General features: G+C 41.5%; 16 protein-coding genes. 14 read left to right on the forward strand and 2 right to left on the reverse strand.

Features of this window, described 5'->3' with window-relative positions:
- Positions 1-298: 298 nt before the first annotated feature.
- The 9 genes from mgtA to nox all read left to right on the forward strand — a co-directional run bounded on the left by mgtA (position 299) and on the right by nox (position 10,998).
- Complete coding sequence (gene mgtA / locus K5J94_RS06800; protein ID WP_221912689.1) at positions 299-2,917, forward strand: magnesium-translocating P-type ATPase; 2,619 nt, start codon at positions 299-301, stop codon at positions 2,915-2,917.
- Positions 2,918-3,249: 332 nt separating this feature from the next.
- Positions 3,250-3,834 carry a thymidine kinase gene (locus K5J94_RS06805; protein ID WP_159565179.1) on the forward strand — a complete coding sequence of 195 codons (585 nt, stop codon included), beginning with the start codon at positions 3,250-3,252 and terminating at the stop codon, positions 3,832-3,834.
- Positions 3,835-3,873: 39 nt separating this feature from the next.
- Positions 3,874-4,953 carry a peptide chain release factor 1 gene (gene prfA / locus K5J94_RS06810; RefSeq protein ID WP_159565181.1) on the forward strand — a complete coding sequence of 360 codons (1,080 nt, stop codon included), beginning with the start codon at positions 3,874-3,876 and terminating at the stop codon, positions 4,951-4,953.
- Positions 4,953-5,780, forward strand: coding sequence for a peptide chain release factor N(5)-glutamine methyltransferase (gene prmC / locus K5J94_RS06815; protein WP_221912691.1), 828 nt, complete (start codon positions 4,953-4,955; stop codon positions 5,778-5,780). The genes prfA and prmC overlap by 1 nt, the downstream gene beginning before the upstream one ends.
- Complete coding sequence (locus tag K5J94_RS06820) at positions 5,773-6,387, forward strand: L-threonylcarbamoyladenylate synthase (RefSeq protein WP_159565185.1); 615 nt, start codon at positions 5,773-5,775, stop codon at positions 6,385-6,387. The genes prmC and K5J94_RS06820 overlap by 8 nt, the downstream gene beginning before the upstream one ends.
- 76 nt (positions 6,388-6,463) lie before the next feature.
- Positions 6,464-7,720, forward strand: coding sequence for a serine hydroxymethyltransferase (glyA, locus tag K5J94_RS06825; RefSeq protein WP_221912693.1), 1,257 nt, complete (start codon positions 6,464-6,466; stop codon positions 7,718-7,720).
- Between the two features lie 6 nt (positions 7,721-7,726).
- Complete coding sequence (locus K5J94_RS06830; protein ID WP_221912694.1) at positions 7,727-8,704, forward strand: nucleoid-associated protein; 978 nt, start codon at positions 7,727-7,729, stop codon at positions 8,702-8,704.
- A 1-nt stretch (position 8,705) separates the two neighbouring features.
- Positions 8,706-9,308 (forward strand): lysozyme family protein, encoded by a 603-nt coding sequence (locus K5J94_RS06835; protein WP_159545221.1) that lies wholly within the window; start codon positions 8,706-8,708, stop codon positions 9,306-9,308.
- Between the two features lie 322 nt (positions 9,309-9,630).
- Positions 9,631-10,998 carry a H2O-forming NADH oxidase gene (gene nox / locus K5J94_RS06840; protein WP_221912695.1) on the forward strand — a complete coding sequence of 456 codons (1,368 nt, stop codon included), beginning with the start codon at positions 9,631-9,633 and terminating at the stop codon, positions 10,996-10,998.
- A 458-nt stretch (positions 10,999-11,456) separates the two neighbouring features.
- Here nox and K5J94_RS06845 read toward each other — a convergent pair whose 3' ends face one another.
- Complete coding sequence (locus K5J94_RS06845) at positions 11,457-12,440, reverse strand: L-lactate dehydrogenase (RefSeq protein WP_159545217.1); 984 nt, start codon at positions 12,438-12,440, stop codon at positions 11,457-11,459.
- A 202-nt stretch (positions 12,441-12,642) separates the two neighbouring features.
- Here K5J94_RS06845 and gyrA point away from each other — a divergent pair, with 202 nt between their 5' ends.
- The 5 genes from gyrA (at position 12,643) to K5J94_RS06870 (ending at position 18,123) form a co-directional block, all read left to right on the forward strand.
- Positions 12,643-15,141: a DNA gyrase subunit A gene (gene gyrA, locus K5J94_RS06850; protein WP_221912696.1), complete on the forward strand. Its 2,499-nt coding sequence runs from the start codon at positions 12,643-12,645 to the stop codon at positions 15,139-15,141.
- A 3-nt stretch (positions 15,142-15,144) separates the two neighbouring features.
- Positions 15,145-15,909, forward strand: a complete 765-nt coding sequence (locus tag K5J94_RS06855; RefSeq protein ID WP_159545213.1) for a class A sortase — start codon at positions 15,145-15,147, stop codon at positions 15,907-15,909.
- 56 nt (positions 15,910-15,965) lie between these two features.
- Entirely contained in the window at positions 15,966-16,379 is a 414-nt protein-coding gene (gloA2, locus tag K5J94_RS06860) for an SMU1112c/YaeR family gloxylase I-like metalloprotein (protein ID WP_159548165.1), read from the forward strand.
- A 297-nt stretch (positions 16,380-16,676) separates the two neighbouring features.
- Positions 16,677-17,603, forward strand: a complete 927-nt coding sequence (locus K5J94_RS06865) for a metal ABC transporter solute-binding protein, Zn/Mn family (protein WP_221912698.1) — start codon at positions 16,677-16,679, stop codon at positions 17,601-17,603.
- A 13-nt stretch (positions 17,604-17,616) separates the two neighbouring features.
- On the forward strand, positions 17,617-18,123 hold the full coding sequence (locus K5J94_RS06870; protein ID WP_159548170.1) for a pneumococcal-type histidine triad protein: 507 nt from the start codon (positions 17,617-17,619) through the stop codon (positions 18,121-18,123).
- Between the two features lie 130 nt (positions 18,124-18,253).
- On the opposite strand, the gene K5J94_RS06875 is transcribed toward K5J94_RS06870, so the two are convergent.
- Positions 18,254-18,967 (reverse strand): DUF554 domain-containing protein, encoded by a 714-nt coding sequence (locus tag K5J94_RS06875; protein ID WP_159548172.1) that lies wholly within the window; start codon positions 18,965-18,967, stop codon positions 18,254-18,256.
- Positions 18,968-19,243: the final 276 nt, after the last annotated feature.

Raw genomic sequence — 19,243 nt, forward strand, 5'->3', positions numbered from 1 at the left:
TTTTATCATTCTTATTCTTTTAACCTAAACAACCATGCTATTTAGATAAGCTTGCTAACTTAATCTTTTTTTAAGCTTTCTTGTTTACAATCAGTGCGTTATTAGTAATGGCAATAAGCATAAGCTCAGTATTAACAATAGACTTTATAACAAATACGCGTAAGCCTTGATAAGCATCTGACAGCAAAAAAATCCTGAACCTTAGCTGTCACCCCTTTATTTTACTGCCTCTTTATGAAAAGCAATTCCTAAAACCAAAAGAAAACTGTTTCTATTTTGAAGCAGGGAGAACCTCAATATGGCTAAAATGACTCAAGGAAAAAAAGACAATGCCTTAATGCAGTTTGCTCAACTTACCCGTACAGAATTGTTTCAACGCTTCCAGACACAGTTTACAGGACTTACTAGTGAACAGGCACAGGATCGGCTTGACCAATATGGTCCTAATGTCATTGCAGCGCAACAAGAAATTGCCTGGTATATTATTTTGTGGCATGCTTTTTGCAATCCCTTTTCGCTTGTGCTGGCTTTTTTGGCTATTGTTTCGGTTGTGACCGGTGATATAGAACCAGCTGGTTATATGTGTGTGATGATTATTCTTTCAGCTATCGTTGCCTTTGTGCAGGAGTATAAAAGCCAAAAGGCATCAACTGCCCTTCGTGAGATTATTGAAAACACAACAAATGTTAAACGAAATGGCATTTTTCATGAAATTCCTATGGATGAAGTGGTTCCTGGTGACATTATTCATCTCCAAACAGGTGACATGGTTCCAGCAGATAGCATCTTGTTAAATTCAAAAGATCTTTTTATCAATCAATCCAGTCTAACTGGCGAATCCTATCCTATAGAAAAATGCTTATTAGAGGATTTGGATGCAAAGGAGCAGATAGATTGGGAACATGTCTCTAGTATTGATGTCCCTAATATTTTGTTTATGGGCACAGATGTTTTATCAGGTACTGGCGATATTCTCATTGTAAAAACCGGTAGGCAAACGCTGTTTGGTGATATTGCTAGCAAATCATCAATCAATGCTAAGGTTCCCTCTGCATTTGACAAGGGACTCAATCGTATATCGCATTTATTACTGACCATGGTTGCCATCTTATTTCCCCTTGTGTTTATCATTAACTGGCTGACCAAATCGTCGCCGCTAGATGCCTTCTTTTTTGCCATCGCAGTGGCAGTTGGACTAACACCTGAAATGCTGCCTATGGTCGTTAATACCAACCTTGCCAAAGGAGCAGTTGCCCTTTCTAAGCAAAAAGTCATTGTTAAGCAATTATCAGCTATTCAAAATCTGGGTTCAATGACTATTTTATGTACCGATAAGACAGGTACGATAACAGAAGACCGCGTGGTGATGATGTCTTATGTCGGACCTCTAGGGGAAAAGAAACGCCATGTTTTACATGCTGCCTTTGTCAATTCTTATTTTCAAACTGGCTGGAAAAATCTCATGGATATTGCTGTTATCCAATATTTCAATAAGCATCCACGGGAATTTGATTACTCCCATATGCAAAAAGTTGATGAGATTCCTTTTGATTTTCAACGGAGGCGCTTATCTGTTGTTGTTCGAGAAGATAATAAGATTTTAATGGTCACCAAAGGTGCAGTAGAAGAAGTCGAAGCTATTTGTACCCATATGCGGCTTGAGGGCCGAGATGTCCCTATTACTCCAGAAAAACGAAAGGCCTTTCGGAACGTTTCCAAAGACATGAACAAAGAAGGGATGCGGGTGCTAACTGTTGCCCAACGTTTGTTAACAAAAGAAGAGCTAGCAAACTTTGATGAAGGTGCTGAAGAAAAGATGACCCTGATAGGCTTTCTGGGCTTTCTGGACCCCGCAAAAGCAAGTGCTAAGACAGCAATCGAGAGTCTGCACAAGCATGGAGTAGCCGTTAAGGTTCTAACCGGAGATAACGCCATTGTTGCCAAAAAAGTGTGTGCTGATGTCGGCATACCGGTGGCCACCTATTACTTAGGCGCAGATATTGATGCCATGTCTGATCAAGAATTGTTTGATGCCGCTATGCAAGCCCACCTATTTGCAAAGCTATCGCCCCTACAAAAAACGCGGATTATTGATATATTGCGTCAGGCAAATACCGTTGGCTTTATGGGTGATGGTATCAATGATGCTCCGGCTTTAAGGGCAGCAGATGTGGGAATATCAGTTGATACAGCAGCAGATATTACGAAAGAAGCAAGTTCGATTATTCTCCTTGAAAAATCCTTGCAAGTTTTGGAGACAGCCGTGGTTGAGGGGCGCAGTATTTTCTCTAATATGATGAAATACCTCCGAATTACCCTATCCTCTAACTTTGGCAATGTTTTTTCGGTCCTAGTGGCCTCAGCCTTTCTTCCTTTTTTACCAATGCTATCAACCCAGTTGCTAACACTTAATTTGATTTATGATTTGTCCCAATTAGCAACGCCCTGGGATTGTGTTGATGAGCAAGAGATTGCTCATCCTGTAAAGTGGGATACCAAGGGTCTGGCCCAATTCGCCTTACGGATCGGTCCGATTTCTTCGCTTTTTGATGTGACGACTTTTGCTATTTTATGGTTTGTCATGCATTACCAAACACCCATTCAGGCTCCGTTCTTTCAGTCAGCTTGGTTTATCGAATCTTTGGCCACACAGGCGTTAGCCTTTCATATTTTACGAACAAAAAAGCTTCCTTTCATTAAGAGCAATGCCTCACCCCCTGTTTTTCTTGCAACATTTAGCGCATTAGCCGCGGGAGCCATTTTACTGTTAACGCCTTTAGGAAACATGATTCAATTGTATCGTATTCAGATTCCTTACTTGATGTGGTGGTTGATGATAGTTTTTGCTTATTGTTTCAGTCTGCAGATTGGCAAGTGGCTGTATTATAAAAACCTGTCTAAAAAAGCCAGAAACTAACTAAGCAAGATCTTTAAAAAAGGTAGCCTGGCTATCTTTTTTGCATTGGTGAGACTAGGTGGAAGGCTTTTGGTTTTTAGGCGTAATTGATTAGTAAAAAACTCCTCAGGCAAAGCCGATTAAATTATGATATAATAATCTTCTGAGTGTTATCAATCACTATCAACAATTACTTAGAGGAGACCTGGCTTATTTAGGAATGATGACAATAATACAAAAGCAGCTGCCAACCAGCTGTGTAAGCTAGTTGATACAGGTAAATGACTCACACAACCAACTGACAACTGAACTTTTTTGAGTACAGTTGGTACAAAAAAGGAAATAAAACAAAAATGTCTCAATTATACTTTAAGTATGGCACGATGAACTCTGGCAAGTCCATTGAAATTCTCAAAGTGGCCCATAATTATGAAGAACAAGGTAAACCAGTGGTTATTATGACAAGTGCACTAGATACCCGCGAAGGCTATGGCATTGTTTCTAGTCGCATCGGGATGAAGCGACGAGCCATTCCCATTACTAGCGAGATGTCTGTCTATGACACCATAGCAGCACTCCCGCAAAAACCTTACTGCGTCTTAATTGACGAGTGCCAATTTCTCAGCAAGGAAAACGTCTATGATTTGGCCCGTCTAGTGGATGAGTGCGATATTCCCGTGATGGCTTTTGGCTTGAAGAATGATTTTCAAAATGAATTGTTTGAAGGTTCAAAATACCTACTTTTGCTTGCTGACAAAATTGACGAAATTAAGACCATCTGTCAATATTGCAGCAAAAAGGCTACTATGGTCTTGCGGACAGAAAATGGTAAGCCCGTCTATGAGGGCGCCCAGATTCAAATCGGAGGCAATGAAACCTACATTCCCGTATGTCGTAAGCACTATTTTCATCCTCCAAAAAAAGACGCACAGACATGAGCAGAATAAGCAAATCGGATAAAAGAGGAGTATAAGGATATGAACATTTATGATCAACTACAGTCCGTTGAAGACCGTTATGAAGAGTTAGGAGAATTGCTCAGCGACCCAGAGGTAGTTGCAGATACGAAACGTTTTATGGAACTCTCTAAAGAAGAGGCGAGCATCAGAGACACCGTCTCCACCTACCGTCACTATAAGGACATTTTACAAGCCATTGAAGATGCCGAAGAACTAATCAAAGAAGCTGGTGGCGATGCTGAGATCGAAGAGATGGCAAAAGAAGAACTCAAAGAATCAAAAGCAGCTAAAGAAACCTATGAAGACCAGTTAAAAATTCTGCTGTTGCCAAAAGATCCCAACGATGATAAAAATATCATTTTGGAAATTCGCGGAGCAGCTGGAGGTGACGAAGCGGCTTTATTTGCCGGAGACCTCTTAAACATGTACCAAAAGTTTGCAGAAAGCCAGGGCTGGCGCTTTGATGTCATGGAAGCTTCCTACAATGGCGTTGGCGGTATCAAAGAAGTTGTGGCTATGGTATCTGGGCAATCCGTTTACTCCAAATTAAAATACGAATCTGGCGCCCATCGCGTCCAACGTGTCCCTGTTACTGAAAGTCAGGGCCGCGTACACACTTCAACAGCAACTGTCTTAGTCATGCCAGAAATCGAAGAAGTTGAATACGAGATTGATCCCAAAGATTTGCGCGTGGACATTTACCACGCTTCTGGTGCTGGCGGACAAAATGTCAACAAGGTTGCCACTGCTGTACGGATCGTCCATTTGCCAACCAACATTAAGGTGGAAATGCAAGAAGAACGCACCCAACAAAAAAACCGTGACAAAGCAATGAAAATTATTCGGGCCCGCGTAGCCGACCACTTTGCCCAGATTGCCCAAGATGAACAAGATGCAGAACGCAAGTCAACAGTCGGCACAGGCGATCGTTCCGAGCGTATTCGCACCTATAATTTCCCGCAAAACAGAGTTACCGATCACCGCATTGGCCTTACACTACAAAAGTTAGATACCATTTTAGCTGGTAAGCTAGATGAAGTGGTGGACGCTCTAATAATGTATGACCAAACACAAAAATTAGAATCCCTCAATAATTAATGAATTACGCCCAACTTATCCAACGCTACAGCTTGGAGCTAGTCGCGGTTGATGAAGATCCACAAAATCTTATCTATGTATTTAAAGAATTAAAAGCCTGGACCACTTTGGATTTTGTGCTCCACCAAAATCAAGCAGCAACAGATGCTGATCAAACGCTTTTGCAAGCTATTATGCAGCAATTACTGCAGCACCGATCGCCGCAATACATTACAGGAAAAGCCTATTTTCGCGACTTGGTCCTCACAGTTGATGAACGCGTTCTTATCCCACGGCCTGAGACCGAAGAGCTGGTTGAGCTAATCTTGCAGGAAAATGATAACTCTTATAAGAGAGTCCTAGATGTGGGGACTGGCAGCGGAGCGATAGCTATTGCCCTCAAAAAAGCCAGACCTGAGTGGCAAGTAGTGGCCAGTGATATTTCTGCTGATGCCCTTGATGTGGCCCAGCAAAATGCTCGTGATTTAGGAATACAGCTTGATTTTATCCAGTCTGATCTTTTATCAGCCATCACTGGTTCTTTTGATATTATTGTCTCCAACCCTCCTTATATTGCACCGGAAGACCAGGCAGAAGTCGCTGTAAATGTCTTAGCATCTGAGCCACATTTGGCCTTATTTGCTGCTGAACATGGCTTTGCTGCTTATCGGGGTCTATTGTCACAGACCACACCCCATCTTACTAACCAGGGGAAAATCTATTTAGAAATCGGCTATAAGCAGGCAAAGCAAGTGCAAGAGCTGAGTACGCTCTACTTGCCAGAGAAACGCCTGCGCATTTTACAAGATAGTTATGGAAAGGATCGGATGGTAGCTATTGATGATTGAAGCGTTAATACAAGAGATTAGGGCTGGCGGGGCTGTTGTTTTACCAACCGAAACAGTCTACGGCTTGTTTGCAAAGGCCTTGGACCAAGATGCCGTTGATAGGGTATATGCCCTTAAAAAGCGTCCACGTGATAAGGCTATGAACCTCAATGTCGCTGACTATCAGTCCATTTTAGCTTATTCAAAAGAGCAACCTCGTGGTTTGAAAGCCCTTTATGACGCCTTTTTACCAGGCCCACTGACGATTGTTTTAAAGGCAAATGAGCAAGTGCCGCCATGGATTAATTCAGGCTTAGCCAGCCTTGGCTTTCGGCTTCCCGCTCATCCGGTAACACGCCGGATTATCCAGGAGGTCGGTCCCTTAATTGGCCCTTCTGCAAATGTTTCTGGGACAGAAAGTGGAAAGCAATTTAGCACTATTCTCACTAGCTTTGATCATAAGGTGATCGGTTATGCAGACGACCACGCTTTAACAGGCCAGGATTCGACAATACTTGATTTGTCTGGCCCTAAAGCCAAGATTTTGCGACAAGGAGCTATCACTCAAGCAGCTATTTTAGAGGTAGTGCCCGATCTGGTCTTTGAAGCAAAAACCCACTCCCTCTAAAAGTTTCTTACTTGTATTTAAGGAGTATCTAGCTGGTAAAGTCCCCTCTCGTACAAAGCAATCAAAGGAGAGCAAAATGATTTTTGACAAAGATGACTATGAAGCATTTGACCCAGATTTATGGGCAGCCATTCATGCCGAGGAGCAACGTCAAGAGCAAAATATTGAATTAATCGCTTCTGAAAACAGTGTCTCAAAAGCTGTAATGAAGGCCCAAGGCTCTCTTTTAACCAACAAATATGCCGAAGGGTATGTGGGTAAACGCTACTATGGTGGCACTCAATTTATCGATAAGATTGAATCGTTAGCGATTGACCGTGCCAAGCAGCTTTTTGGCGCTGCTTATGCCAATGTTCAGCCGCATTCTGGTAGTCAAGCCAATGCCGCAGCCTATCTGGCTTTGATTCAGCCAGGTGATACTGTCCTTGGGATGGATTTAGCTGCCGGTGGTCACTTAAGCCATGGCTCACCGGTGAATTTTTCTGGGCAGACCTACCATTTTGTCGCTTATTCAGTTGATCCAACTACAGAAATGCTAGATTATGATGCTATCTTAGCCCAGGCTAAAGCTGTCCAGCCAAAATTAATTGTCGCTGGTGCATCAGCCTATTCCCGACTAATTGATTTTTCCCGCTTTCGTGCCATTGCTGATGAAGTGGGAGCCTATTTGATGGTCGATATGGCGCACATTGCCGGGCTAGTAGCAGCTGGCTTGCATCCTAATCCGGTTCCTTATGCGCATCTCACCACCTCAACAACTCATAAGACACTACGTGGACCGCGTGGCGGTTTAATCCTAACCAATGACGCAACGTTGGCCAAGCGGATTGATTCGGCGATTTTCCCGGGTTTGCAAGGCGGGCCCCTAGAGCATGTCATTGCAGCGAAAGCAGTGGCCTTTAAAGAAGCCTTGGATCCAGCCTTTGCTCTTTATTCCCAACAAGTCATTGATAATACCAAAGCCATGGCAGATATATTTGCTAAGGATGGGCGTTTTCGTGTGATTTCAGGCGGAACCGATAACCATGTTTTTCTCGTAGAGGTAACCAAAGTCATTGCTAATGGTAAGCTAGCACAAAATCTTTTAGATGAGGTCCACATTACCCTGAATAAAAACGCCATCCCTTTTGAAACCTTATCGCCATTTCAAACATCAGGCATTCGAATTGGCTGCGCAGCTATGACTAGTCGTGGTATGGGCGTTGAAGAAGCACAGCAAATTGCTAAACTCATTATCAAAGCACTCGTTCATCACAACGACCAAGCCATCTTAGAAACAATTAAACAAGAAGTGCGTCAATTAACCGATGCCTTTCCTTTATATGAGAAATAATCACCCATGTTAGATATTTACATTAAACAAATTATTATTCATCAGTTTTCACCCAGTGAAACGGAATTAACCTTAGCCGAGGTGCTAGTGACCATCAGTCCACGCATTGACGACTATTTTCGCAAAAAATTAACCAAGGTTTTCTCAGAAGATGCCAAGCGTGGCCAATTTGAATCAGACAATGCTTTTTTAACCTTGATCACTGATGATATTATAACCAGTAGTCAAGCTATTGCTAAAGAGTGGAAAGAGGCTTTTGTCTTTGCCGAAGATCAAAAAACCAACGACCTGGTGTTTTTGCAGTTTGAAAAGGAAGGGCAACCCTATTTTGCGTTCCTGCGAATGACCCTAAAAGAAAGCTTGGCCCATAATAGCAACGATCCCGAAAGTCCCTTTAGCCTTTCACAAAATACACTGCCAAATGCTACACAAGCACCCGATGAGGCACTAGTCATTAATTTGGCTACTAAGCACTATTACCTCATTGAAAAGCGGATTAAGCATAACGGGAGCTTTGAAAATTATTTTTCGCAAAACTTGCTTAAGGTAACGCCCAATCAATCAGTCAAAAAATCCATTAAAACAATCGAACAAACAGCCCAAAAGATTGCCGAAGGCTTTCAAAAGGACGATTTTGCCTTCCAATCTAAATTAAAATCAAGTTTGCACCAGCAATTAGATCAAGGACAAGAACTGTCACCTGAAAAACTGGCAGACCAGTTGTTTGATGACAACTTGACTGCTCGCTTGACTTTTGTGGATCAGCTAAAAGAAGCCATTCCCCAACCCATCAGCGTTTCTGATATTGATTATTCACGGCAAAGCAAAAAATTAGAAAGCCAAAAATTATCCTTATCAAACGGTATTGAATTAACGGTACCCAATGCTATCTATCAAGATGCCGAATCGGTAGAATTTATCTTAAATGATGATGGGACCTATTCCATTTTAATCAAAAATATAGAGGATATTCAAAATAAATAGCATGTTTAAAACAATCAAACGTGTCATTTTCCTCGCCTTCTTTGTGTTTTGTCTCTATCAAGCCTTTATCATCCATCGAAATGTCCAAAATGTCTTACATTACAAACCGATGGTCGAAAAAGCTCTAGCAGAAAACAACACGCAAGCCAATGTTGATCTCGTGCTAGCGATGATTTACACAGAAACTAAAGGTGGTGAAGTTGATGTCATGCAATCCAGCGAAAGCAACAATGGACGCGCCAATTCAATCACCGACAGCCAAGTCAGTATCGCACATGGGGTAAAATTATTGTCCGAAAATTTAGCAACCGCTCGTGAGCACCAGGTTGACATTTGGACTGCCGTCCAGGCTTACAATTTTGGCCCGGCCTATATTGATTATATTGCCAAGCACGGAGGACGAAATACCATCCAGCTTGCTAAAACTTATTCAAGAACCGTGGTTGCCCCAAGCCTTGGCAATAGAACCGCAGAAAGTTATTTTTATTACCATCCGCTAGCCCTTATATCAGGTGGTCAACTGTATAAGAACGGTGGTAACATTTATTATGCACGCCAAGTCCATTTTAATCTCTATTTGATAGAATTCATGCGTTTGTTTTAGCATCAGTAAGCCTATTCACACGGATAGGTTTTTTAGCTATCCCCGAGGGAAGCCAAGTGTTTGCTTTTTTGGTAGCATCGCAAAAGCTACTAGCTTATCTCCTATGGCGATGGAGCAATCAAAAACTGCACATAAGGTGGCTTTTATTTCGCATCATAGACAGCGGCAAACTAACAGCAGACTAAGCTTATCTTCAATAGCCACAAGTACTCAGCCTAAAGTGAAAAACATCACGTTTTCTGAGCAAAACGCTTTCATCTGCTTCAGCCTTGTGTTACAATAAAAGCCTAACTAAATATTGTGAAAAGAGGAACAATCTTGTATGAGTAAAATTGTCGTTGTCGGAACAAACCATGCAGGTACAGCAGCCATAAAAACACTCTTAACAACCTACGGAAGCGAAAATGAGGTGGTCTGTTTTGATCAAAACTCCAATATTTCTTTTTTAGGCTGTGGGATGGCTTTATGGATTGGCGAACAAATAAAAGGACCAGAAGGTCTATTCTATTCAGACAAGGAAGAACTTGAAAGCATGGGTGCCACCGTTTACATGGAATCACCCGTCCTAAATATTGACTTTGACAAAAAAGAAGTCCTAGCTTTGGTTGAGGGCAAAGAACATGTTGAAAATTATGACAAATTAATCTTAGCCACTGGCTCACAGCCCATTATTCCGCCAATCAAAGGACTTGCTATTCAAGAAGGGTCACGAGAATTTAAAGCCACTCTTGAAAACCTCCAATTTGTCAAACTCTATCAAAATGCAAAAGAAGTTATTCAAAAATTAGAAAAACCAGGAATTAATCGTGTAGCTGTCGTTGGCGCAGGCTATATTGGGGTCGAATTAGCAGAAGCTTTCCAACGCAAAGGCAAAGAAGTTGTCCTTGTTGATATTGCTGAAACATCACTTGGCGGCTACTATGACCGTGATTTTACCAATGCTATGAACAAAAACTTAGCAGACCATGGTATTGAGTTAGCCTTTGGCCAAACTGTCCAAGCAATAGAAGGTGACAAGAAAGTAGAACGTCTGGTTACTGACAAAGCAACTTATGATGTGGATATGGTTATTCTTGCTGTTGGTTTTCGACCAAATACTGCTCTAGGAGCAGGTAAACTTGAAACCTTCCGCAACAGTGCATGGGTAGTGGATAAAAAACAAGAAACCAGCATCAAAGATGTCTATGCTATTGGGGATTGTGCTACCATTTACGATAATTCAAGGCAAGATACCAACTATATTGCTCTAGCCTCTAATGCCGTTCGCACAGGAATCGTTGCTGCTCATAATGCCGCCGGCCATCCAATAGAAGGCGTTGGTGTGCAAGGCTCAAATGGTATTTCAATTTATGGTTTAAATATGGTCTCTACCGGCCTTACCCTTGAAAAAGCAAGACAAGCTGGTTTTAATGCCCTTGAAACAGAATATAAAGACCTCCAAAAGCCAGAATTCATCACTCATGATAACCATGAAGTGGCGCTCAAAGTGATTTATGATAAAGACACACGTCATATCCTAGGAGCACAATTAATGTCATACGAAGACATTTCAATGGGGATCCACATGTTCTCCTTAGCTATCCAAAAACAGGTGACTATTGAGGAATTGTCACTCATGGATATTTTCTTCTTACCGCACTTTAACAAACCCTATAACTACATCACTATGGCTGCCTTAGGCGCTGAGTAAACTAATGCTTAACACCTAGGAACATTTACTTACTCCAAACAGCAATCAAAAACTGGTCTTACCTCTTGCAATACCAAAAGGATAAGATCAGTTTTTAAGCTATAAAATTAGAAAAAATAGTGAACAAAAGCAGTAGACTGTCTTGCTTAAAACGGTCCTAAAAAGCATAGATCGCACAACTTTCAAGTTTTCTTGGTTTTACAATTTTGTTTTGTAGTTTTAGAGCTATGCTGTTTGGAATAGTCCCAAAACGTGTTTCTTGGTTAAAATAGACATTGCTTGATTGATGATTGTATTAAAAAACGAATGACGCAAAGAAACAGATGTTTCAATTCTAAGTCATTCGTTTTTTGCTTGTGAGTATGTTTTGAAAGTTTCTATTGCCACAATCTTAAAAAAGCTAGCAGAGACTTTTTCTTAATCTAAATGGCAAAAGGTCTAATTATCAGATAGTATTATTAGTTTTTGGCAGCAGATGCAAATTCTTCTTTTGCAAAAGCTTCATCAATAATATCTTTTAATTGCTTAGCAGAACTTTGCATTTTTTGCAATTCGGCATCACTCAAAGGAATATTGACAGGACGAACCACGCCATAAGCACCTACAATTGCTGGTTGTCCAATATAACAATCCTCAACACCTGGGTATTGACCTTCTTGGAAGACAGACAATGGAAGAACTGCATTTTCATTGTCTAAAATCGCTTTCGTAATTCGAGCTAGGGCTGCTGCAATACCGTAGAAGGTTGCACCTTTTTTGTTAATGATAGAATAAGCAGCATCACGAACAGAAACAAATAAATCAACAAGTCCCTGCTCATCTATGTCGCGGTTATCTTGTAACCAGTCATAAAGTGTAACACCAGCTACGTTGGCATGTGACCAAACAGCAAATTCAGAATCACCGTGTTCCCCCATAATGTAAGCATGGACAGAACGCGCATCCACGCCAATTTTATCAGCTAGGGCTTGACGGAAACGCGCTGAGTCAAGGGAAGTACCTGAACCAATAACGCGCTCTTTAGGAAAACCAGAGAATTTCCAAGTAGAATAAGTCAAAACATCAACAGGGTTAGCAGCTACTAGGAAAATACCTTTGAAACCAGATGCAACGATTTGAGTAACGACTTCTTTATTGATACGTAAGTTTTTTTCAACCAAGTCAAGACGTGTTTCACCTGGTTTTTGTGGTGCACCCGCTGTCAATACAACAAGGTCAGCATCGTGACAGTCTGGGTAGTCAGCAGCATAGATTTTTTTAGGGGATGTGAAAGCTAGAGCATGGCTTAAATCCTCAGCATCACCTTGTGTTTTTTCTTTAAAAATATCGATAATCCCTAATTCTTGGGCAATATTTTGAGTAACTAGAGCAAAGGCGTATGAAGAACCCACAGCACCATCACCGACAAGGATAACTTTTTTATGTTGTTTAGTTGCAGTCATTTCTAAACATCTCCTTCAATTTTTTAGGGTTGCAAAGGCCCTATATCTATAGATTTTAACACTTTAGGGGGTGTTTGTCATCACTTTCACAAAGAATTTGAAAATAGTTTTCGGATAACGCTTCCAATTCCCGAAAATTCCTTTTTTATGGTATAATATACATACTATATAGAGTTTTGACTAGAAAAGGAGCATTCCTTTAATGCAAGATACCAATTTAATAGATGTTAATTTAACTAGCGAGATGAAGACTAGTTTTATTGACTATGCTATGAGTGTTATTGTGGCTCGTGCGCTCCCGGATGTCCGAGATGGCTTAAAACCAGTCCATCGGCGGATTCTGTACGGCATGAATGAACTTGGTGTCACGCCTGATAAACCTCATAAAAAATCAGCTCGGATCACTGGGGATGTCATGGGTAAATATCATCCACACGGAGACTCTTCGATTTATGAAGCCATGGTCCGGATGGCTCAATGGTGGTCTTACCGTCATATGCTGGTTGATGGACATGGAAATTTTGGCTCCATGGATGGCGATGGCGCCGCTGCCCAACGGTATACCGAAGCACGCATGAGCAAAATTGCTCTTGAATTGCTGCGCGATATTAATAAAAATACAGTTGACTTTCAAGACAACTATGATGGCAATGAACGAGAGCCGTTAGTGTTGCCTGCTCGCTTCCCTAATCTCTTGGTAAATGGTGCCACAGGGATTGCGGTTGGAATGGCGACCAACATTCCTCCACATAACTTAGCAGAATCCATTGACGCGGTAAAATTAGTTATGGAAAATCCCGACGTTACCACTCGTGATTTAATGGAAGTTCTTCCTGGACCTGATTTTCCAACAGGTGCCCTGGTTATGGGCCGCTCTGGCATTTACCGTGCTTATGATACTGGTAAGGGCTCAATCGTCCTACGCTCTCGCACAGAAATCGAAGTTTTGCCAAATGGTCGCGAGCGAATTATCGTATCTGAATTTCCATATGGTGTTAACAAGACCAAGGTTCACGAACATATCGTAAAATTAGCACAAGAAAAGCGCATTGAGGGGATCACTGCTGTACGTGACGAATCTAACCGCGAAGGCGTCCGCTTTGTCATCGAAGTTAAACGCGAAGCATCGGCCAGCGTTATTTTAAATAATCTTTTTAAATTAACCAGTCTGCAAACAAATTTCAGCTTTAATATGCTGGCCATTGAAAAAGGTGTTCCTAAAATTCTGACCCTGCGTCAAATCATTGATAATTATATCGAACACCAAAAAGAAGTCATCACCCGCCGTACACAATTTGACAAAGACAAAGCCGAAGCGCGAGCTCATATTTTAGAAGGCTTATTGATTGCTCTAGACCACTTAGATGAAGTCATTACCATCATCCGTAATAGTCAAACAGACATCATTGCCCAAGCTGAATTAATAAATCGTTTTGCCTTATCAGAACGCCAAAGCCAAGCTATTCTTGATATGCGTTTGCGGCGTTTGACCGGTTTAGAACGCGATAAAATCCAATCAGAATATGATGAGTTATTAGCTTTGATTGCCGATTTAGCTGATATTCTGGCAAAGCCTGAACGCATCAAGGCCATTATCATCGAGGAGATGGACGACATCAAACGCAAGTATGGCAATCCGCGCCGCACAGAACTTATGGTTGGTGAAGTCCTCTCCCTCGAAGATGAAGACTTAATCGAAGAAGAAGATGTCTTAATTACACTATCTAACAAAGGTTATATCAAAAGACTCGCTCAAGATGAGTTCAGAGCCCAAAAACGAGGGGGCCGTGGTGTTCAGGGCACCGGTGTTAATGATGATGATTTTGTCAAAGAACTAGTATCAACTAGTACACATGATACGTTATTATTCTTTACGAATCTAGGACGTGTCTATCGCCTTAAGGCTTATGAAATTCCAGAATATGGCCGCACTGCCAAAGGTTTACCAATTGTCAATCTCTTAAAATTAGAAGAAGGCGAAACCATTCAAACCATTATCAATGCCCGTAAAGAAGAAGTAGCTGATAAACATTTCTTTTTCACTACACGTCAAGGGGTAATCAAACGGACCAAGTCTTCAGAATTTCAAAATATTCGTCAAAATGGCTTACGCGCCCTCAATCTCAAAGAAGGCGATGAACTGATTAATGTCTTATTGACAAATGGCTCTGAAGATATTATCATTGGTACAAAATATGGTTACTCTGTTCGCTTTAATGAAGCAAGCGCACGTATAATGGGCCGCTCAGCAACAGGTGTTCGAGGCGTGACCTTACGCGATGACGATTTAGTGGTAGGCGCGTCTCGCATCACAGATGACCAAGAAGTTCTTGTTATCACCGAACAAGGTTATGGAAAGCGCACCCGAGGCTCGGAATACCCCACAAAGGGGCGCGGTGGCAAGGGTATTAAGACAGCAAATATTACCTCAAAAAATGGCTATTTATCTGGTCTAGTAACCATTGATGGAAATGAAGACATCATGATTATTACAAACAAGGGTGTAATTATTCGTACCAATGTAGCTAATATTTCGCAATCAGGCCGAGCTACACTTGGAGTTCGGGTGATGCGATTGGATAAGCTCTCTTCAATTGTCACTTTTGCCCTTGTAGAACCTGAAAATAATGAAGCATCATTAGCTGCTAATCCAACAGAACATACCGACCTAACCAACCAAGAAAAGTCAAAGGACTATTAAAACATGGAAAAACGTACACACCGCAAACGCAAACCAAAGAAGCGCAAATGGCGCCACCGCTTAACTTCCTTACTTTCAATAATTTTGTTGTTGGTCGGGTTAGCTTTGCTCTTTAATAAGCCAATTCGCAATACCCTGATCGCTCGGAATTCGAATAAATATCAGGTGGCAAAAGTTACTAAAAAACAAATTGCCCAAAATAAAAAAGCAAAGAGCTCTTTTAACTTTGCCGAGGTCAAAGCAGTGAATTCTGAGGCCGTGTTGAGTGCTCAGATGTCTAAACAAAACTTACCTGTTATTGGAGGAATTGCCGTTCCTGATGTCAAAATTAATTTACCGATCTTCAAAGGTCTGGGTAATGCCGAGTTGATTTCTGGTGCTGGTACCATGAAAGAAAACCAGGTCATGGGCGGAGACAACAACTACGCTCTAGCCAGTCACCATATCTTTGGCATGGTTGGCTCCTCCAACATGCTTTTTTCCCCACTCGAAAGAGCTAAGGTTGGCATGCCTATCTACATTACCGACAAAGAAAATGTCTACCGCTATGATATTACCAGCGTTGATACCGTCACCCCCGACCGGGTTGATGTCATCAATGATACCCCTGGCTTAAAAGAAATCACTTTAGTGACTTGTACCGATATTGAAGCGAGCGAGCGGATTATTGTTAAAGGGATCTTAAAAGCAGAGTATTCCTTTGAAAAGGCTCCACAGGCTGTTGTCAAAGCTTTTTCTTACTCTTACAACCAAGTTGCTATTGAGTAAGCTAATCAAATCAAAAAACAGGAGCATCTCCTGTTTTCTTTAGTTGGGAGAAAACTATGCATTTATCAGCTGTTCACCATATTGCTATCATTGTCTCTGATTATGAGCGCTCAAAAGCTTTTTATGTCGAGCAACTAGGCTTTGACATCATTCGAGAAAACCATCGCCCAGAGCGCCATGACTATAAACTCGATTTGAGATGCGGCGCGCTTGAGTTAGAGATTTTTGGTAATAAAAAAAGTGACCCCGCCTATCAGGCCCCACCAAAACGAATAGGGCAGCCAGAGTACGATAAAGAGGCCTGTGGCTTGCGCCATTTAGCCTTTCATGTTCAAAATATTGAAGCCTATGTGGCCGAATTAACCGCTAAAGGCATTCCTGTTGAACCTATTCGCACGGATGACTTCACCGGCGAGAAGATGACTTTTTTCTTTGATCCAGACGGCCTGCCTCTGGAATTACACGAATAACACCACTCCATACCAAACTAACAACAAACAAAACTGTAGTTGAGGATGAGCTTTTCAACTTCTAATATCTTGTTAACAGCAGCTAATAAATAGGCGCAAGAAGCCAACAAGTGAAATGTTTGACGTCACTTACCTTTTCCGCTAAGCACAAAAACCTTTAAAAAATTAAAGTCAATAGGCAGTCCTTAGGCTAACAGCAAGGTTGACAAATATTGAAATTCAAGATATACTTCACTGGTTAATCTAAATAGTCAGCTCAATAGTCATTTCAATCATTTCTTAAAAAGGAGTTTTAAAGTGAAACACTATAAAGTCAATTGGCGGCTTGTCTTAATCCTATGTTTATCCCTCCTCATCTTAGGAGGCTGTCAAAAGCCACAAAGTCAACCAAAGCAGGGATTGCGCATTGTTACCAGTTTTTATCCCATCTATGCTATGACCAAATATGTCTCTGGTGATCTTAATCAGATTCAGATGGTTCATTCCAACCGTGGAATCCATAATTTCGAACCTTCTGCCAGTGAGATTGCTGCTATCTATAAAGCAGATGCCTTTATTTACCATTCACACATCCTTGAGTCATGGGCCGGATCACTTGATGCCAGCGCCCATCATTCGAAAGTAAAAATTTTCGAAGCCGCCACTCCCCTCAAACTCGCTAAAGTCCAAGGACTTGAAGACATCGAAGCCGGAAAGGGCATTGATCCTGCGACCCTTTATGACCCTCACACCTGGACAGATCCCATTTTAGCATCAGACGAAGCTCAGGCCATTGCCGATCAATTAAGCAAATGGGATCCCAAACATCAAGCAAGCTACCAAGCTAACGCTAACAAATTCAAGGCGCAAGCTCAGGCACTCACTGCTGACTATAAAACTAAGTTTGCCAAAGTTGATTACAAAACCTTTGTCACCCAACATACAGCCTTTTCCTATTTAGCCAAGCGCTTCAATTTGGAACAACTGGGGATCTCAGGTATCAGTCCTGAGCAGGAACCAACAGCTCGCCAACTTAAGGAAATTCGAGATTTCATCAAAACCTATCACGTTAAAACCATTTTTGTCGAACAAAATGTTTCTCAAAAAATGGCTAAAACAGTGGCTCATTCTACAGGGGCTAAGCTAAAAACCTTGAGTCCTTTAGAAGTGGACCCGCAAAATAACAAATCCTATCTGGCTAATTTAGAAGATAACCTGGCTATTTTATATCAGGAACTAAAATAAGAAGGAGCACCAAATGAAGAAAAAAGTCATCCTAGCAAGCCTTGCTGTGCTGCTGGTTATTATCGGCTCAGGCTTTGCTTTTAAGTACTATCAAGCTAAAAATCACACAGATAACCAGGTTGACTACATCCAAGCCCCCAAAAAGTCGCAGCCAAGCCCTCAAAAAGCTGATGCCGATAAGACACCAGATGCAATCAACAAAGAAGAAGGCATCTCTGCTGAACAAATTGTCGTTAAATTAACCGATAAGGGCTATGTTACCTCACATGGTGATCACTACCATTATTACAATGGAAAAGTTCCTTATGACGCTTTAATCAGTGAAGACTTAATCATCAACGACCCCAACTATGCCTTTAAACAAACAGATGTCATTACTGATGTTAAAGATGGCTACATTATCAAAACAAATGGGAGTTATTACCTCTATCTCAAGGCAGACAGTAAACGGCAAAACATTCGCACCCCAGAAGAAATTGCTGAACAAGCTGCCAAAGGGACAAAAGAAGCTCACTCCTAGCTATCAGCTCGGTGCTCATTGCGTCTTACCATCTTGCCCCAGCTAAATAGATAAATCAAGTCTTTAAAACCCAAAATCCCCTTACTGCAGAAGTAGCAATAAGGGGATTGTTTTTGATTTTCTAATCATGTTAAATATAAGCTAAGGCAAGAGCAAAGAGTAAAGCAGGCAACATATTAGCCACGCGCAGCCGTTTTCCCCAAACCAGGTTAAGTCCTACACAAAAAATTAAAATCGAGCCAATAAGCGAAATATTTGCCAAAGCCGTAACGGTCATATAAGGCTTCAAAAGTCGGGCCAAGCAAGTAATAAGTCCCTGCATGATAAAAACAGGAATCGCAGAAAACACAGCCCCTCGCCCCAGGGAGGTTGACATGATAATAATAATGATAAAATCAAGCACACTCTTTGTAACCAAAAGAGAGTAGTCGCCGGAAATACCATCTTGGATGGGACCAAGAATCGCCATTGCCCCTACACAAACGGTCAAAGTTGCAACTACAAAAGCATTGACAAAATCAGAATCCTTAGTATTACCCGAACGGACCTTTAGCCAGTGACCAAAACGCTCAAAAGATCCTTCAATATCAATGACCTCACCAACCAAGGCTCCAAGAGCTAAACAGCCAACAACCATCATACTTTGAGTGCTGGCTAAATTATCATGAGATAATTTCAACATGCCCGACATAGCACCCGAAATGCCGATAAAGAGCACACTAACTCCAGATGCCATAGTCAAACTTTCTTGATGCCGCTGATTCAAACGATCGCCCAAAAATTTCCCAATCACACCAGCCAAAATAATGGCACTCGTATCAATAATGGTACCTAAGGCAAACATAGTCGCTCCTTCTAAGGGAAATGTCCCAAAAACTATTATACGGTAGAAAGAGAGATAGTCAATCTATAGCACTCAAATGTTAGAAATCTTATGATTGTTAAGATTCAGATAATTTCAACCTTATTTCAAAAGCCCAGGCAACCCTATCAGCTGCTCTATTAGCACATTAATGGCATGATAGGGCTAAAACAAGAGCAGGGACAAAATGGTGGCAAGGCCAAGTCCTCCTAGTCATTGACTAGTTGTTGGTAATAGGATATAGTAAATAGAAATAGC

This window comes from Streptococcus halichoeri, from assembly GCF_019774635.1.
Taxonomy (GTDB): Bacteria; Bacillota; Bacilli; order Lactobacillales; family Streptococcaceae; genus Streptococcus; species Streptococcus halichoeri.

What these genes read in the sequence shown, in the direction of transcription:
- prmC (WP_221912691.1), top strand. Translation starts at nt 4,953, where the DNA reads ATGAATTACGCCCAACTTATCCAACGCTACAGCTTGGAGCTAGTCGCG.
- gyrA (WP_221912696.1), top strand. Translation starts at nt 12,643, where the DNA reads ATGCAAGATACCAATTTAATAGATGTTAATTTAACTAGCGAGATGAAG.
- glyA (WP_221912693.1), top strand. Translation starts at nt 6,464, where the DNA reads ATGATTTTTGACAAAGATGACTATGAAGCATTTGACCCAGATTTATGG.
- nox (WP_221912695.1), top strand. Translation starts at nt 9,631, where the DNA reads ATGAGTAAAATTGTCGTTGTCGGAACAAACCATGCAGGTACAGCAGCC.
- K5J94_RS06845 (WP_159545217.1), bottom strand. Translation starts at nt 12,440, where the DNA reads ATGACTGCAACTAAACAACATAAAAAAGTTATCCTTGTCGGTGATGGT.
- K5J94_RS06805 (WP_159565179.1), top strand. Translation starts at nt 3,250, where the DNA reads ATGTCTCAATTATACTTTAAGTATGGCACGATGAACTCTGGCAAGTCC.
- K5J94_RS06875 (WP_159548172.1), bottom strand. Translation starts at nt 18,967, where the DNA reads ATGTTTGCCTTAGGTACCATTATTGATACGAGTGCCATTATTTTGGCT.
- gloA2 (WP_159548165.1), top strand. Translation starts at nt 15,966, where the DNA reads ATGCATTTATCAGCTGTTCACCATATTGCTATCATTGTCTCTGATTAT.
- K5J94_RS06855 (WP_159545213.1), top strand. Translation starts at nt 15,145, where the DNA reads ATGGAAAAACGTACACACCGCAAACGCAAACCAAAGAAGCGCAAATGG.
- K5J94_RS06820 (WP_159565185.1), top strand. Translation starts at nt 5,773, where the DNA reads ATGATTGAAGCGTTAATACAAGAGATTAGGGCTGGCGGGGCTGTTGTT.
- prfA (WP_159565181.1), top strand. Translation starts at nt 3,874, where the DNA reads ATGAACATTTATGATCAACTACAGTCCGTTGAAGACCGTTATGAAGAG.
- K5J94_RS06830 (WP_221912694.1), top strand. Translation starts at nt 7,727, where the DNA reads ATGTTAGATATTTACATTAAACAAATTATTATTCATCAGTTTTCACCC.
- K5J94_RS06870 (WP_159548170.1), top strand. Translation starts at nt 17,617, where the DNA reads ATGAAGAAAAAAGTCATCCTAGCAAGCCTTGCTGTGCTGCTGGTTATT.
- K5J94_RS06835 (WP_159545221.1), top strand. Translation starts at nt 8,706, where the DNA reads ATGTTTAAAACAATCAAACGTGTCATTTTCCTCGCCTTCTTTGTGTTT.
- mgtA (WP_221912689.1), top strand. Translation starts at nt 299, where the DNA reads ATGGCTAAAATGACTCAAGGAAAAAAAGACAATGCCTTAATGCAGTTT.